The sequence below is a fragment of the Caballeronia sp. 11_S32 genome (genome assembly GCF_056930355.1).
Window position 1 is genome coordinate 300,865 of sequence record NZ_JBXOWH010000001.1, and the last position, 15,852, is coordinate 316,716.

Sequence of the window (15,852 nt, forward strand, 5' to 3'; positions counted from 1 at the left end):
TCATGGGCACAATGCTTGCGTAATCCATAGCCTGTCCGCCACTCAACATGCGACCCGCCGACTCAGACGTTGCTCCCGCCCTCGAATGCCGCCGCCTCACGAAAACGTACGGCGGTGGCCGCATCGTGCTCGACGCGCTCGACTTCGCGCTCGGCGCGGGCGAGTTCGTCGCGATCATGGGCGACTCGGGCGTCGGCAAATCGACGTTGCTCAATCTGATCGCGGGCCTCGATACCGCCGACAGCGGCGACGTGCTCATCGACGGCGCGCCGATCTCGAGCCTCTCCGACGATGCCGCCACGCGCCTGCGCCGGCAAAAACTCGGCTTCGTGTTCCAGGCGTTTCACGTGCTGCCGCATCTGACGCTGTATCAGAACGTCGCGGTGCCGCTGCTGCTGAACGGCATGCCGCCCGCGCCCGCGCGCGCGATGCTCGCGGCGGTCGGCCTCGAAGGACGCGACGGCGACATGCCGCGCCAGCTTTCCGGCGGCGAGCTGCAGCGCGTGGCGATTGCGCGGGCGCTGGTGCATCGGCCGCGCTTGCTGCTCGCCGATGAACCCACCGGCAATCTCGATCCGCACACCGCGCACGAAGTGCTCGAACTGCTGCGCGCCGAAACGAAAGCGACGCAAGCCGCGACCGTCATGGTCACGCATTCTGAAGCCGCCGCCGCGTTTGCTGATCGCGTGGTGGTGCTGAGCGACGGCGCGCTGCATGCCGCGACGCTCGCGCGATGAGCGATATGGCCGCCGCGCACCGGCGCTTCGACACGCTCACGCGCTGGCTGCTCGGCGCGCAATGGCGCAGCCATCGGGGCCGCGCGCTCGTCGCCATGTTGACGATCGCGCTCGGCGTCGGGCTGGGTTACGCGGTGCAGCTCATCAACGGCGCGGCGTTCAACGAGTTTTCCGCCGCCGCGCGCAGTCTCTCGGGGCAAGCGGACCTGCAGGTGCGCGGCGCGCAGCCCTTCATCGACGAGAACGTGTATCCGCGGCTCGCGGCGCATGCGGGCGTCGCGGTCGCGAGTCCGGTGCTCGAAGTCGATGCCGCCGTGCCCGGCAAGAACACGCCGCTCAAGGTGCTCGGCATCGACGTGTTCCGGGCGAAGCGTATCGCGCCGGACTTGACCGGCGTGCCGTCGCCGGATGCATCGCTCGATGTGCTCGCCGATGACGCCATCTTTCTCTCGCCCGCCGCCCAAGCCTGGCTCGCCGCGCGCGATGGCGGACAGGTTCGATTGCAGAGCGGCACGTCGCCGGTGAAGCTGCGCGTCGCGGGCGGCATTGCACGCACGCGGCCGGGGCAGCGCATCGCGGTGATGGATATCGCCGCCGTACAGACGCATTTCGCGATGATCGGCAAGCTGTCGCGCGTCGATCTGCAACTGGCGCGCGGCGTCGATCGCGATGCGTTCCGGCAGACGCTGCAGCGCGAACTCGGCGCGCGGCTCGTCGTAACTCAGACGCGCGATGTCGAAAGCCGCACCGATCGTCTGTCGCGCGCGTATCGCATCAACATGAACGTGCTCGCGCTCGTTGCGCTTTTTACCGGCGCGTTTCTCGTGTTCTCGACGCAGGCGGCGGGCGTCGTGCGCCGCCGCGCGCAATTCGCGATGCTGCGCGTGCTCGGCATGACGCGCGCCGCGCTGGTGCGGCAGATCATGCTCGAAGGCGCGCTGCTCGGCGTCGCGGGCGGCGTGCTCGGCATCGTGCTCGGCTTTACCGTCGCGGCGCTCGCGCTGCGCTTTTTCGGCGCCGATCTCGGCGGCGGCTACTTTCCGGGCGTCGAGCCGCGCGTCGCGTTCGAGCCGGTCGCCAGTGCGATCTTTCTTGCGCTCGGCATCGGCGTGGCGCTCGCGGGGACGCTCGTTCCGGCGCTCGAAGCGGCGCGCGCGCGGCCCGCGCCCGCGTTGAAGGCCGGCAGCGAGGAAGCCGCGCTCGCGCCGCTCGGCACACCGTGGCCCGCGCTCGCGTGCCTCGCGACCGGCGGCGCGCTCACGCAGGCGCCGCCCGTTTTCGATGCGCCCGTCGCGGGTTATCTCGCCGTCGCGTTTCTGCTCGTCGGCGGAATCGCGCTGATGCCGCGCCTCACGGCCATCGTGTTCCAACGCGCGGTGAAGCCGCGCGGCGCCGTCGCCACGCTCGCCCTCGCGCGGCTCGCGAATGCGCCGGGCCAGGCGTCGATCGCGATGGGCGGCGTGCTGTCGAGCTTCACGCTGATCGTCGCGATGGCGATCATGGTGACGAGCTTTCGCGTGTCGGTCGAAGACTGGCTCGCGCATTTGCTGTCGGCGGACCTGTATGTGCGCATGGCGGCGAGCGGCGATACCGGCGGGCTACGCCCAGACCAGCAGATGCAGCTTGCCGCCGCGAACGGCATTGCGCATGCGAAGTTCATGCGCACATCCAAACTGACGCTCGATGCCGCGAAGCCCTCTGTCTCGCTGATCGCGCGCGAGATCGACGCCGCCGATCCCGGCGCGACGCTGCAAATGACCGGCGACGTGTTGCCGCCGTCCGCGTGGCGCGCAGGCGAAACGCCGGTGTGGGCATCGGAAGCGATGGCCGATCTGTACGGCTATCGCGTCGGCGAGCGCGTGAACCTGCCGGTGGGCGGGGCGGGCGAGCGCTTCGTCGTCGCGGGCATCTGGCGCGACTACGTGCGTCAGACGGGCGCGCTGCAGATGCGTATCGCGGACTATCGGCGTCTCACCGGCGACACGGGCGCGACCGATGCCGCCATCACCTTGCGCGCGGGCGCCTCGGCGGCACAGGTCATCGATGCGATCAAAAAGCTGCCCTTCGGCGATGCGCTCGAGTTCTCGCAGCCCGGCGAGATCCGCGCGCGCACGCTGACCATTTTCGATCGCAGCTTTGCCGTCACGTATTTGCTCGAAGCGGTGGCCATCGTGATCGGTCTGTTCGGCGTCGGCGCGACGTTTTCGATGCAGACGCTCGCCCGCTCGCGCGAATTCGGCATGCTGCGGCACGTCGGCGTGACGCGCGCGCAAATCCTCGCGTTGCTGGCCTCGGAAGCCGGATGGCTCACGCTGCTCGGCATCGCGATGGGCTGCGTGCTCGGCTTCTCGATCAGTCTGATCCTCGTGTTCGTCGTGAATCCGCAGTCGTTTCACTGGAGCATGTCGCTGCATATTCCGTGGACGATGATCGCGGTCATCGCCTGCGTGATGCTGGCGTCGTCCTGCGCGACGGCGGTGCTCGCGGGGCGGCGCGCGGTGTCCGTCGATGCGGTGCGCGCCGTGCGGGAGGACTGGTGATGCGCGCGTCGCTGCTCGCTTTCTCGCTCGCGTTGCTGCTCTCGCCGATGACCGCGTTCGCCGATGAGCCGGCGTTCGCGCCCGTCGTGCCGGGGCATGCGATCGATTGGCCGGCGGACAGCGGCGCGCATCCCGCGTATCGCACGGAATGGTGGTACGCGACCGGCTGGCTCGAAACGCCGGAGCATCGGCCGCTCGGCTTCCAGATCACGTTCTTTCGCTCGAATACGGGCAAGAAGGCAGGCGCGAGCGCGTTCGATCCGTCGCAACTGATCATCGCGCATGCGGCGTTGTCCGATCCCGCGTATGGACGGCTCGTGCACGATCAGAACATCGCGCGGCAGGGCTTCGGCCTCGCGTATTCGAAGGAAGGCAACACCGACATCAGGCTCGACGCATGGCGCATGACGCGCGCGGCGGACGGCAGCTATACGGTTGTCGTCGATGCCGCCGGCTTCGCGCTCCATCTCACTTTCACGCCGACACAGCCGCCCATGCTCCAGGGCGAGCAAGGCTTTTCGCGCAAGGGCCCGCGGCCCGAGCAGGCGAGCTATTACTACAGCGAGCCGCAACTGAGGGTGACGGGCAGCGTGGTGCGGCCATCGGCTTCGGGGAAGGCGAATGCGGGCGTCGACGTGACGGGCCGCGCATGGCTCGATCACGAATGGTCGAGCACGCTCCTGTCATCCGAAGCCGCCGGCTGGGACTGGCTCGGCGCGAATTTCGACGACGGTGCCGCGCTGATGGCCTTCAAGGTCCGCGCTCGCGATGGCCGCGCAGTCTGGACGCACGCCGCGCTACGCGACCGCGATGGACGAACGCAGCAATTCGGCCCCGGCGATGTCGAATTCACGCCCGAGCGCGAGTGGCGCTCTCCGCGCACGAACACCGTGTATCCGGTGGCGATGAACGTGCGCGTCGGCGGGATGCGCTGGCGGCTGAGCCCGCTCATCGACGATCAGGAACTCGATTCGCGCGATTCCACCGGCGCGCTGTATTGGGAAGGGGCGGTGACGCTGGACGGCAATGGCGGCAAGGGGCGCGGGTATCTCGAATTGACCGGATATGCGAAGGCGCTGGAAGTGGAGAAGCGGTAATCGTTTCTGATCTATCGGCGTTCATCAGACGTTATCCGCACGTAATTTCCGTTAATCTTCATGCAAAAGCATTAAAAGGGGCAGCTTAAGTTTCGTTTAAGAAAACTCCCATAGTCTCGACTCGATCCCCGTCAAGCCGCGTTCAAAGCCGCATGCCAGCTCGCCGTTTCGCCTCAATATCCCCGACGTTCCGCCCATTTTCGCGGCAGATCGAGTAACGCGCGCGCTTTCCCGCCGCTCGCGGCCCGCGCGCCGCGCCTTCTGATCCTTCGAGTTCGAGCGCCCTATGCGCGCTTCGCTCGCTCTGCTTCCTCTCCGATGCCGTTCTCTCCCATTACCGCCTCGCCCGGCAAGGCAGGCCGATTGTTTTTCGCGTCCGCGATCGGTTCCGTGTGTACCGTCGTGCTCTGCAATGCGCTCCAGCGTCCGCATTCGCCGTCCGCCGTCAAGGACGACGCGCCCGCGGTTTCGCTCAGACAAAGCGCCGTTGCGCCCGCCGCGCCCGCATCGGCGCCGCCCGCCGCTGCGCCCGAGCCGGCGCGCATGACCGAAAGCGCGACCGTCGACGGGACGTTCTCCGATGCCGCGCAAAGCCTCGGGCTCGATTCGGCGACGATCGCGACCTTGACCCAGGCGTTCGCCGGCAAGGTCGATCTGAGCCGCGATCTCCGCAAGGGCGATACGCTGAGCGTCATCTACGACCGGCCGCAAGGCGGCGCGACGGCGCATGACGAACCGCTCGCCGCGCGTCTCACGACGGGTTCGTCGTCGCACGACGTGTTCCTGTATCGCGACGCGGAAGGCGAAGCGCGCTACTACTCGAAGGACGGCAAGAGCACGGAGCCCGCGTTCACGCGCTATCCGGTCGAATTCACGCGCGTGTCGTCGGACTTTTCGCTGCGGCGGCTCGATCCGGTTACGCATCGCTGGCAGAGCCACGACGGCGTCGATCTCGCCGCGCCCATCGGCACGCCGGTGCGCGCGACGGCGCAAGGCAAGGTGACGTTCATCGGCAGGCAGACGGGCTATGGCAAGGTCGTCATGCTGGAAAATCCGCCGCCTTATTCGACGGTGTACGCGCATCTTTCGCGCTTCGCGAAGGGCCTCAGGAACGGCGCAACGGTGGCGCGCGGGCAGGTGATCGGTTACGTCGGCCGAACCGGCTGGGCGACGGGACCGCACCTGCACTACGAAGTGCACGTCGACGACGTGGCGATGGACCCGCTCACGGTCGATCTGCCGGGCGACGATCGTCTGCGCGGCGAGGAGCGTCAGCGCTTCGCGAAGGAGGCGGAGAGCCTGAGCGCCGAACTGAGCGGCTGAGCCTTCAGGCGACGAGCCCGGCCGGCTCCCGCGCGTCCGCCGGCACCCAGCGGCTCTTGCCCGCGCGCTTCGCTTCGTAGAGCGCGTTGTCGGCGTGGCGCAGCACGCCGTCGAGCTCGTCGTGATGATGGTCGAACATCGCGATGCCGATGCTCACGCCGATCTCGAGCATCACGCCGGCATCGGTGAGAAAGGGCTTCGACAACTCATGCACGACGACGTCCGCGAGCGCGAGCGGATCGGCGTGCGGCGGCGTGACGATCACGAACTCGTCGCCGCCGAGCCGCGCGACCAGCGAGCCTTCCCCGGACAAGTGCCGCAGACGCCGCGCGACGAGCGCGAGCAGCGTGTCGCCGACTTCGTGGCCGTGGGCATCGTTGACGGCCTTGAAGCCGTCGAGATCGAGATAGAGCAGCGCGGTGCGGGCGCTGTCGCGTGCGTGTCCGGGGCCGCGCGAACGCACCGCCTTGAACAGGCCCGCGCGGTTGAGCAGGCCGGTCAGCTCGTCGTGACGCGCGCGGCGGTCGTTTTCCTGCTCGGCTTTCATCGTCGAGACCAGCATGCCGTTCAGGCGCCACGCGGCGGCGCTCATCGCGAAGAGATAGAAGGGGATCTGCAGGAGCGTGAGCCAGAGCGTCGGCTCGCCCGCCAGCACCGCGCCGATGCAGCACGGCCCGAGCGACAGGAAGATCATCACCGCGACGAGACGCGGCGCGCCGAAGTTGCGGAAGCAGATGCCGCCGACCATCGCGGCGGCGGACAGAAACGAGAGCGTCGACGAAACCCAGTCGCCCGATAGCACCGAGACGAGCGCGCCGTAACCGACCGTCGCACCCCAGAGCGGCGCGAGCAGCACGTAGGTGTCGGTCAGCGTGGAGCGGCGCTCGCGCGCCCGCCGCCGCGCGACGACGAGCACGACGAGCCGCGCGAGGCACACCGCGATTTCGAGCGCGAGCCAGATGTGGAAGGCCATCGTCGGGTGACGGCGATCCAGCACCCACGCCACCGCGACCGTGTTGAACACGCCGCCGAGGAAGATCGGCAGGGTGCCGAACAGGCTTCCGACGAGGGCGACGCGGATCGCGCGGGGGATATCGGCTCCCGCGTGCAGCAACCACGTCGCCGCACGTCCGCGCGGCAGGGTGAACACCTCAGTTTGATGATCCATGTTGGCTTCCGGCGGGGCCCGGCGATGGCTGGACCCTCGCGGGAAAGCCGGACCACACCTCGGATAACGGTTATCAAAATGCGAACTTTAGTCGTTGTGCCGCCCGAAGGCATGCAATCGCGGCCTTATTCGCGATAAAAAATATTCATTCCCTACGCGTTCTTGACATTTCGTCCGCTTCCCGGGCTTCCGCATCCACGCACGGAATGCGACGAAAAGGACGAAATCTTACGACCTGCTGTCATGTAGGGTCGGCGTTGAGAATGATTCGCGTTTACGCTAGCTTTGCGGCTCCTGGGAAAGTGGAGCACGATTCATGGCTTACATGCGCGTTCAGCAGGCATCGTCGAAACGGACTTCGTTCTCGCCGCCGCCTCCGTCAAATCGGTCTCTCGATGCGTACTGGCGCGAGCCGGTCACGCACGTCACGCCGAAGCCGTCGCCGCAGAAAAGTGCCGCGACGCCGAGCCTGCTCGATCTCGCCGTCGCCAACCGGCAGATGCTCGTGAACATGGCGCGCGGCGTCGTGGGTTGCGCGAGCCGCGCCGAGGACGTGGTGCAGGATGTCTTCCTCCATCTCATCGGCTTGCCGCAGCAGGACGACGTGCGTCAGCCGATGGGCTACATCGCGCGGATGGTGCGCAATGCGTCGATCGACGCGTGCAGGCGGCAAAGCCTCGAAAACATCTATCGCGCGGACGAGGAGGACGGCCTCGACGTGCCCTCGCAGGAACTGACGCCCGAAGCGAGCGTGCAGGCGCGCGACACGCTGCGGCGCGTCTGCGATGCGCTCGCGCAGTTGCCCGACCGCAGCCGCGCCGCGTTCGAAATGGTGCGCCTGCGCGAGGAGACCCTGCAAAGCACGGCGCGCGCGCTGAATGTCTCGCAGACGCTCGTGCACTTCATGGTGCGCGACGCGCAACAGCATTGCGCCGATTGCCTCGACGCGTGCGAGCGCAACGTGGAGTGTCCGGCGTTCGTCGGCGGGCGCGCGCGGCGGCGGTAAAAAAGCGCGCGCCCCGAACGTCTATTCGATGAAGGCGCTGCAAGCGCCGCGAACCCGAGAGACACATCACCATGACGCAACAGCAGAACCACGCAGCGGACGATCTCGTCTACACGGTCGTCATCAACGAAGAAGAGCAGTACTCGATCTGGCCGACCTTCCGCGAAGTGCCCGCGGGATGGCGCGAAGCCGGCAAGCGCGGCGCGAAGGCCGATTGCCTCGCGTACATCGAAACCGTGTGGACCGATATGCGGCCCGCGAGCCTGCGCCGTCACATGGACGCGTTGAGCGCGCAGGCGAATTCGCAACTCAACTGATTCGGGACATTGCATGACCGAACTCCCAGTGAAAGCGATCCAGTTAGCCGATTTGCGCATCGAGCCGGGCTTGCCGGTGGTCGTATCGCCGCGCGCGAGCGACGACATCGCGCTTGCCGACGCCGCGCCGCTGCTGCATGCGATCGTCGCCGAATCGCTCGAACGCGCGGGCGGCGTGCGCTTCACCGGCTTTCGCGTCGACTCGATCGAGACGTTCCAGCGCTTCGCCGCATCCTTCGGCGATCCGCTGATCGGCTATGAATTCGCATCGACGCCGCGCAGCCAGGTCGAGGGCGCGGTGTACACGTCGACGGAATATCCGCCGCATCGCTCGATTCCGCTGCACAACGAGCAGTCGTACACGCGCGAATGGCCAATGCGCATCTGGTTTCACTGCGCGCTCGCGGCGCGCTCGGGCGGCGCGACGCCCATCGCCGACAGCCGCGCGGTGTATCGCGCGCTCGATCCGGCGCTCGTCGAACGCTTCGCGAAGCGCGAGCTTCTGTACGTGCGCAACTTCGGGCAAGGACTCGATTTGCCGTGGCAGAACGCGTTCGGCACGGAAGATCCGCGCGAGGTCGAGCGCATTTGCGCGGCACGCGGCATCGCATGCAGCTGGCGCGACGGCGAGGACGACGAGCTGCTTCTGCGCACGCAAGAGCGCTGCCAGGCGGTCGCGCGCCACCCGCGCACGGGCGATAGCGTCTGGTTCAATCAGGCGAATCTCTTTCATCTCTCGACGCTCGACGAGGACATGCAGGAAGCGCTCGTCGATGCCGTCGGTCTGGAAAACGTGCCGCGCAACGTCTATTACGGCGACGGCGCGCCGCTCGAAGCCGATGCGCTCGCCGAGATCCGTGCGGCGCTCGACAGCGAGCGCATCGTGTTTCCCTGGCTCACCGGCGACGTGCTGATGCTCGACAACATGCTCACCGCGCACGCGCGCGATCCGTTCGAAGGGCCGCGCAAGGTCGTCGTCGCGATGGCGCAGAGCTACCGCGAGGCGCGATGACGGACCGCACGGCGCTTCGCGCGCGTTCATTGACGGTGGCTTATCGCGACGACGTGGTCCTGGCGAACCTCGACATCGATATCGCGGCGGGACGCATCACCGCGCTATGCGGGCCGAACGGATGCGGCAAGAGCACGCTGCTGCGCACGCTCGCCGGATTGCAGCCCGCGCGTTCGGGCGAAGTGACGGTGAACGGCCAGCCGATCGCGTCGATGCGCCGCCGCGCGCTCGCCCGCACGCTCACGATGCTCGCGCAGTTCAACCAGATTCCGGCGGGCCTCACGGTGCGCGAGCTGGTCGCGTATGGGCGCTACGCGCACGGCGGCTGGATGCGCGGCCTCACGCGCGCGGACCACGCGGCCATCGACGCGGCGCTGGACGCGAGCGGCCTCATCGACGACGCCGCACGCGATGTCGCCGCGCTCTCGGGCGGCGAGCGTCAGCGCGCGTGGATCGCGATGGCGCTCGCGCAGGAAGCGCCCATCGTCCTGCTCGACGAGCCGACGACGTATCTCGACATCCATCATCAGCTCGACATACTGCGCGAATTGCGCCGATTGAATCGCGAGCGCGGCCTGACGATCGTCTGGGTGCTGCATGACCTGAATCAGGCGGCCGCGTTTTCCGACGAGATCGTGCTGATGCGCGCGGGAAGCATCGTCGCGCAAGGGACGCCCGAAGCGATCATCGATCCGCGCCATTTGCAGGAGACCTTCGGCGTGCGCATGCTGCGCGTCACGCATCCGCAGACGGGCGCGCCGATGTGCGTGCCCGCGTATGACAACGCCAGGGAAAGGGACATCGCGGCATGACGACGCTTTCCACCCGGCGCCGCCTGCATCGCGCGAATGCCTTCTGGGCGCGCGTGTCCTTCGTCATCGATCTGATCGCGGGGCGCGGCAGAACATGACGATGCTCGCCACAACCAGGGCATCGCGGCATCGCGTGGCCGCGCCGGATCGTGTCGGCGTGATTGCCGCTGCGTTGATCGCGCTGATTCTCGCGCTCGCCGCGCTGCGTCTCGGTCCTGAATGGCGCGCGTGGCTCGATGCGCCATCGGGCAGCGATGCCGCGCAGCTCGCGCATGTGTTCCTCTTCGATCTGAGCGCGCCGCGCGTCGCGGCGGCGCTGATCGCGGGCGGCTGTCTCGCGGTCGCGGGCGCGCTCTTTCAGGCGTTGACGCGCAATCCGCTCGCCGCGCCCGATCTGCTCGGCATCACCGGCGGCGCGCAACTCGGCCTGCTCGCGGCGATGATCGTGCCGCAATTCGTCGGCCCGGCGTCCGTGCCGTTGCTGTTCGTGTGCGGCCTCGCGGCGGCGGGCTGCGTCGCGGCCGCGGCGGGCGGCTGGCGCGCTACGCCTTTGCGGCTCGTGCTCGCGGGCAGCGTGTGCATGCTGCTCTTCTCCGCGATCTCGACGCTGCTGCTCGCGTTCTTCGAGCAGACGGTCGTCGGTGCGTCGCTGTGGGCGAGCGGCAGTCTGTATCAGCCGGGCGCGTCGGGATTGATGTCGGCGCTCGGTTGGCTCGTGTTGCCGCTCGTCGCGTTGCCGTTCGTGATGCGTCCGCTCGATCCGCTCGCGCTCGGCGACGATGCCGCCGCCGCCGCGGGCGTCAATGTCGACGCGGCGCGCCTTTTTGCGATGACCGCCGCCGTCGGCTTCGCGAGCGTCGCGGTGGCGATCGCGGGGCCGCTGTCGTATGTCGGGCTGATCGCGCCGAATCTGCTGCGTCAGATGCGCGGCGCGAAGTCGTCGAAGCTGGCGGCGCTCGTGCCGCTCTCGGCGCTGGCGGGCGGCGCGCTGGTGCTTGCCACAGACAGTGCCGTCCTCGCGCTCGATTTCGATTCGACCTTGTCGACGGGCGTCGCCATCGCGTTCGTCGGCACGCCGCTGATGCTCGCGATGATCCGCGGCGGCGCGGCGTGGTCCGGCGCGCTGCACGCGGGCCAGGCGCGCGAATCGGTGAAGCACGGCCTGCGCGCCGTTCGGGCGATGTGCGCGCTGCCGTGGCCCGCGCTCGCGGCGTTGCTGCTTGTGAGCGGATGCGCGGTGCTCGTGATCGGCGCATCCATCGGTCCGACGATGCTCGGCCCCGCGCGCTGGATCGATGCGCTCACGCATCGCGACGACATCGCCCGCATGCTGCTCGAACTGCGTATCCCGCGCCTGCTCTGCGCATTGCTCGCGGGCGCGCTCTTCGCGGCGAGCGGCGTGCTGATGCAAAGCATCGTGCGCAATCCGCTCGCGGGCCCGGAAGTGCTCGGCGTGACGCAGGGCGCGGGACTCGCGACGCTCGCCGCGCTCATGATCTGGCCGCTCGCGGGCCATCTCTTTCTCGCTGCCGCTGCATTGATCGGCGGCGGCGCCACGCTCGCCATCACGCTGCTGCTCAACCGGCGGCATCGCTATGCGCCGCTCGCGGTGGCGTTGACGGGCATCGTCGTCGGGACGCTGTGCACGACGCTCGCGCAATGGCTCATCACGCAGCAAAGCGTGCAGCCGGCGCGCTTCGTCGTGTGGCTCGTCGGCGGCACGTATGGGCGAAGTTGGGGCGAAGTCGCGACGATCCTGCCGTGGTGCGTGCTCGCGTTGCCGGTGTTCGCGGCGATCGCGCGTCCGCTCGATCTGCTCGCGCTCGGCGACGATCAGGCGTCCGCGCTCGGCCTTCCTATCGCGCTGCTGCGCCCGCTCGTGCTGACGGTGGCGACGCTCGCCGCGTGCGCGGCGGTGGCGGCGGTGGGGCCGGTCGGCTTCATCGGACTGATGGCGCCGCATCTCGCGGCGATGCTCGGCGCGCGCTCGCATGGCGCGCGCCTCTGGCTCGCGGCGCTGCTGGGCGCGCTGATACTCGCCGCCGCCGATCTCGCCGCGCGCACGCTGCTCGCGCCGCGCGAGATTCCGGCGGGCGTGCTGACCGCGCTGATCGGCGCGCCTTATATGCTGGCGCTGCTCGTCATCGAGACGCGGCGCGACAATCGAAGAGGCCGCCCGCGATGACGCATCGAGCGCGCAGCTTCGCGGAGTTCGCGCCGGCCGCGCTTGCGCCGTATCTGCAAAACGTGTGGCTGGGGACGCCTTGCGAATCATCCGGCGACGATGCCCTGCGCATCCCGCTGACATCGCTGCACGCACACCGCGACGCGCTGCTCACCGCGATGACCGCGCTCTATGGCGGCGATGCCGTACTGCATGCGCGCGCGTTGCTGTCGCAATGGAGCAAGTACTACTTCGGCCTTGCGGCGCCCGCGGGCGTGGCGGCGGCGCGGCTGCTCGGGCGTCCGCTCGATATGTCGCCCGAACGCACCTGGCTCGTGCTGAAAGCAGGCATGCCCGCCGCGCTTCATTTCGATGCCGGCGCATTGTGCGCGCCCGCTGCCGATCCCGCGCGGCGTTATGCGGGCCTCGTCGCGCATCTGGATAGCGTGATCGGCATGCTCGCGGGCATGACGAAGATCGCGCCGCGCGTGCTGTGGAGCAACGCGGGCAATCTGCTGGATTATTTGCTGGCGAATTGCCCGTCGAATATGGGCGATGAAGACATCGACGCCGAATGGCTCTTTCGCCCCGACGGTGCGAACCCGCTGCGCACGCCGATACGCGACACGACGCCGCGTTCGCCGCTGTTGCCGAGCCCGTTTCGCGCGCGCCGCGTGTGCTGCGTGCGCTATGAGATTCCAGGAGAGACGCAACTGTGCGCAAGCTGCCCGCTGCTTTTGACGATGCGCGACGACGAACTCGCGTTGCAGGACGCCATCCGATGAAGCGCGCGCTTTCGCTTGCGGCCTGCGTGTGCTTCGCATTCGCCGCACGCAACGCGCTCGCGAGCGGCACGAACGCATGCGCGCCGCTCGCGGGCAACCCGACCATTTCGCAGTTCAGCAAGACGATGCCCGTGCATCCGAAGCGCATCGTCGTGCTCGAATTCATGTTCGCGGAGGATGTGGCGGCGCTCGACATGACGCCCGTCGGCGTGGTCGATCCCGAGTATTACGATGGCTGGATCGGTTACGACAGCGCGCGCTTCAAGGGCGTCCCGACGGTCGGCACGCGTCAGGAGCCGAGCCTGGAAGCGATTGCATCGACGCGGCCGGATCTGATTATCGGCGTGGGTTATCGGCATGCGCCGATTTTCGCGGCGCTCGATCGCATTGCGCCGACGGTGCTGTTTCAGTTCAGCCCGGATGTCGCGAACGGCAACGGCAACGGCAACGGCGCGCGCACGCAGCTCGAATGGACGCGCAGCATCTTTCACACGATCGCCTGCATGACGGGACGCGAGCAGCAGGCGCGCGATGCCGATGCGAAACTCGATGCGGGCCTGGCCCGCGATGCCGCGCGTCTGAAGGAGGCGGGATTGTCGGGCACGCGCTTCGCGCTTTTGCAGGAACTCGGCTTGCCCGACCGCTATTGGGCTTACACGGGCAACAGCACGGCGGCGGGCGTGGCGCGCGCGCTCGGCGTGAAGCTGTGGCCGGAGAAGCCGACGCGCGAAGGCACGGTGTACGTGACATCGGCGGACTTTTTGAAGCGGCCCGACGTGGCGGTGTTGTTCGTGACCACGTCGGGCGCGGATGCGCCCATCGATACGAAACTCGCGTCACCCGTATGGCGTTTCGTGCCCGCGAGGAAGGAAGGGCGCGTGACGCTCGTCGAGCCGAATATCTGGGGATTCGGCGGGCCGATGTCGGCGTTGCGGCTCGGGGATGTGATTACGGAGAAGTTGCTGGCATTGCCGCGCACCGCTCCGTAGCTCCGTTCGAACGATCCTTGACGACGGGGCTTCACGCCCCGCCGCACCTTCACCCCACCGTCCCATTTCCCTTCACGTCCACCACCGCGCTCCTGACTCCAGCGCCCCGCGTCTCACTCACCACCACCCCGTTCTCCAGCTTCAACACGCGGTCCGCGATCGAAAAATACCGGTCATCGTGCGTAACGACGATCACCGTCTTCCCACGCGCGCGCAGCTCCGGCAGCAACTGCTCATAAAACACCGCCTTGAACGCCGGATCCTGATCCGCCGCCCATTCATCGAAGAGATAAAGCGGCCGGTCCTCCAGATACGCCACCACCAGCGCAAGCCGCTTGCGCTGCCCGGTCGAGAGCGAGCGCGTGGAAAAGGCGCCGTCGACCACCTTCACCTTGTGATCCAGCGCCAGCTTCGCGACGAGCGCATTCGCCCGCTCATCGGCTGCCGCGCGCGACGCATCGTCCGGATCGACGATGCCGAGCAGCGCATCGAACAGATGGAAGTCGTTGAACACCGCCGTGAAGCGCTCGCGATAAGTCGCACGCTCACTCATGCCGATAGCCTTGCCATCGACCTCGATAACACCCGACTCCGGCTCATAAAGCCCCGTCAGCACTTTGGCAAGCGTGGTCTTGCCGCTGCCGTTGCCGCCGACGATGAACACCAGCTCGCCCGGCCTGAGCGTCAGATCGACGGGGCCGATACGGAACATGCGCTCGTCGCGCTCATGAAAATACGAATGCGTGATGCCGCGCATCGTGAGCGTTTCGAAGCCTGCATCGAGCGTCGATGAAACCGGCGGCCCAGGCACGCGCAGACCGCCGAACTCCGCCATCACCTTCTCGATGCGCGCAAGCGAAACACGCGCCGCATTCAATGTCGGGATGTTGTTGAGCAGGCCATCGAGCGGCACGAGCATGAAGAGAAACACGACGACATAGCCCGCGGTCGCGGCAGCATCGGCGCGCACGCCGAGCGAAGGCCAGAACGCCGCAGCGCCGAGGAACCCATAGAAGAGAAAGATGATCCAGCCGACGCCGATCGCATACGCGCTGAACGCACGCCGGCGATGATCGCGCACCTCGCCGATAGCCGCGCCGAGTTGTCCGTCCACGAACTGTTGCGAGCGCGCGCGATGCAGCTTCAATTCCTTCGCGCCCGCGAAGAGCGCGCCGAGATAGCCGAACAACTTGTCCTGCGATTGCCCCGCGGCTTCGAGCGATGCAATCGCGCGCTTGTCGCCGAGGTGATAGCCGAGCGATCCCGTGACGATGGCCGCGAGCGCGAGCAGGCACACCGGCCACGACAGCCACGCGAGATAGCCGAGGCAGCCGAACACGATAGATCCATGCATCACGATGTTGGGCAACGCGAAGAAGAGCATCGAGACGTTGGTGGCATCGTCGGTCAGGACGGATTGCACGGGCGCCGCGCCAATGCGCTCGACATCGCGCAATTCGGCAGACGCCACGCGCCGCGCGACATGCTCGCGCAATTGCGCCATCGTGTCCTGCGAGAGCCGCGCGAAGAGCACGCCGGAGATGACGCGCGTGAACAATGCGATGACCGCGCACAACGCGAAGCGCCACGCGAGCGTGCCATCGGCCGATGAAGGCGCGGACAGCGCGCGATTGAGCGTCGCGACGAGCATCACGCTCGCGATGCCGTTCATCACGCAGGCGATGAGCGCGATCGCGAACGCGCCGCGCGCGCGCTTGAGCAGTGCGAGGATCAGGCGCGCCGCGGGCTTCTGTCCGGCGGAAAAGTCTAAAGGCTCGTTGATAGCAGTCATTGGAAAGGCATCACTGAAGTCGGGAAGATGGCGCTGAATGCGCCTCTAGATACAGACGTTTCAGCACGCCGAATCTTTAGCACGTGAGAAGCGGTAAAAATTTTCTCGCG

Annotated in this window: 13 protein-coding genes; 11 read left to right on the forward strand and 2 right to left on the reverse strand. The window is 67.6% G+C overall.

Annotated elements, in window-relative coordinates; all coding sequences use genetic code 11:
- The first annotated feature begins 47 nt into the window (after window positions 1–47).
- The 4 genes from AC1Z32_RS01490 to AC1Z32_RS01505 all read left to right on the forward strand — a co-directional run bounded on the left by AC1Z32_RS01490 (window position 48) and on the right by AC1Z32_RS01505 (window position 5,697).
- Entirely contained in the window at window positions 48–737 is a 690-nt protein-coding gene (locus AC1Z32_RS01490) for an ABC transporter ATP-binding protein (protein WP_483476941.1), read from the forward strand.
- A complete protein-coding gene (locus tag AC1Z32_RS01495) occupies window positions 734–3,277 on the forward strand; it encodes an FtsX-like permease family protein (RefSeq protein ID WP_483476942.1) in 2,544 nt (847 codons plus the stop codon). The genes AC1Z32_RS01490 and AC1Z32_RS01495 overlap by 4 nt, the downstream gene beginning before the upstream one ends.
- Window positions 3,277–4,374 (forward strand): lipocalin-like domain-containing protein, encoded by a 1,098-nt coding sequence (locus tag AC1Z32_RS01500; RefSeq protein ID WP_483476943.1) that lies wholly within the window; start codon window positions 3,277–3,279, stop codon window positions 4,372–4,374. Before AC1Z32_RS01495 ends, AC1Z32_RS01500 begins: the two co-directional genes overlap by 1 nt.
- A gap of 363 nt (window positions 4,375–4,737) precedes the next feature.
- Window positions 4,738–5,697: a M23 family metallopeptidase gene (locus tag AC1Z32_RS01505; RefSeq protein ID WP_483476944.1), complete on the forward strand. Its 960-nt coding sequence runs from the start codon at window positions 4,738–4,740 to the stop codon at window positions 5,695–5,697.
- A 4-nt stretch (window positions 5,698–5,701) separates the two neighbouring features.
- Here the strand turns inward: AC1Z32_RS01505 and AC1Z32_RS01510 are convergent, their stop codons facing one another.
- The gene (locus tag AC1Z32_RS01510; protein WP_483476945.1) at window positions 5,702–6,865 is read right to left on the reverse strand and encodes a diguanylate cyclase domain-containing protein; all 1,164 of its coding nucleotides are present in this window, start codon (window positions 6,863–6,865) and stop codon (window positions 5,702–5,704) included.
- Window positions 6,866–7,181: 316 nt separating this feature from the next.
- Between AC1Z32_RS01510 and AC1Z32_RS01515 the strand changes: the two genes are divergently transcribed.
- The 7 genes from AC1Z32_RS01515 to AC1Z32_RS01545 all read left to right on the forward strand — a co-directional run bounded on the left by AC1Z32_RS01515 (window position 7,182) and on the right by AC1Z32_RS01545 (window position 13,950).
- Window positions 7,182–7,871 carry an RNA polymerase factor sigma-70 gene (locus tag AC1Z32_RS01515; RefSeq protein ID WP_483476946.1) on the forward strand — a complete coding sequence of 230 codons (690 nt, stop codon included), beginning with the start codon at window positions 7,182–7,184 and terminating at the stop codon, window positions 7,869–7,871.
- Between the two features lie 71 nt (window positions 7,872–7,942).
- Window positions 7,943–8,188, forward strand: a complete 246-nt coding sequence (locus AC1Z32_RS01520) for an MbtH family protein (protein ID WP_483476947.1) — start codon at window positions 7,943–7,945, stop codon at window positions 8,186–8,188.
- A 13-nt stretch (window positions 8,189–8,201) separates the two neighbouring features.
- Window positions 8,202–9,200 (forward strand): TauD/TfdA family dioxygenase, encoded by a 999-nt coding sequence (locus AC1Z32_RS01525; protein ID WP_483476948.1) that lies wholly within the window; start codon window positions 8,202–8,204, stop codon window positions 9,198–9,200.
- The gene (locus AC1Z32_RS01530) at window positions 9,197–10,012 is read left to right on the forward strand and encodes an ABC transporter ATP-binding protein (protein ID WP_483476949.1); all 816 of its coding nucleotides are present in this window, start codon (window positions 9,197–9,199) and stop codon (window positions 10,010–10,012) included. The genes AC1Z32_RS01525 and AC1Z32_RS01530 overlap by 4 nt, the downstream gene beginning before the upstream one ends.
- A gap of 94 nt (window positions 10,013–10,106) precedes the next feature.
- Window positions 10,107–12,197 (forward strand): Fe(3+)-hydroxamate ABC transporter permease FhuB, encoded by a 2,091-nt coding sequence (gene fhuB / locus AC1Z32_RS01535; protein ID WP_483476950.1) that lies wholly within the window; start codon window positions 10,107–10,109, stop codon window positions 12,195–12,197.
- A complete protein-coding gene (fhuF, locus tag AC1Z32_RS01540; protein ID WP_483476951.1) occupies window positions 12,194–12,961 on the forward strand; it encodes a siderophore-iron reductase FhuF in 768 nt (255 codons plus the stop codon). The genes fhuB and fhuF overlap by 4 nt, the downstream gene beginning before the upstream one ends.
- Entirely contained in the window at window positions 12,958–13,950 is a 993-nt protein-coding gene (locus AC1Z32_RS01545; protein ID WP_483476952.1) for an ABC transporter substrate-binding protein, read from the forward strand. The genes fhuF and AC1Z32_RS01545 overlap by 4 nt, the downstream gene beginning before the upstream one ends.
- Before the next feature lie 49 nt (window positions 13,951–13,999).
- Here AC1Z32_RS01545 and AC1Z32_RS01550 read toward each other — a convergent pair whose 3' ends face one another.
- The gene (locus AC1Z32_RS01550; RefSeq protein WP_483476953.1) at window positions 14,000–15,742 is read right to left on the reverse strand and encodes a cyclic peptide export ABC transporter; all 1,743 of its coding nucleotides are present in this window, start codon (window positions 15,740–15,742) and stop codon (window positions 14,000–14,002) included.
- Between the last annotated feature and the right edge of the window lie 110 nt (window positions 15,743–15,852).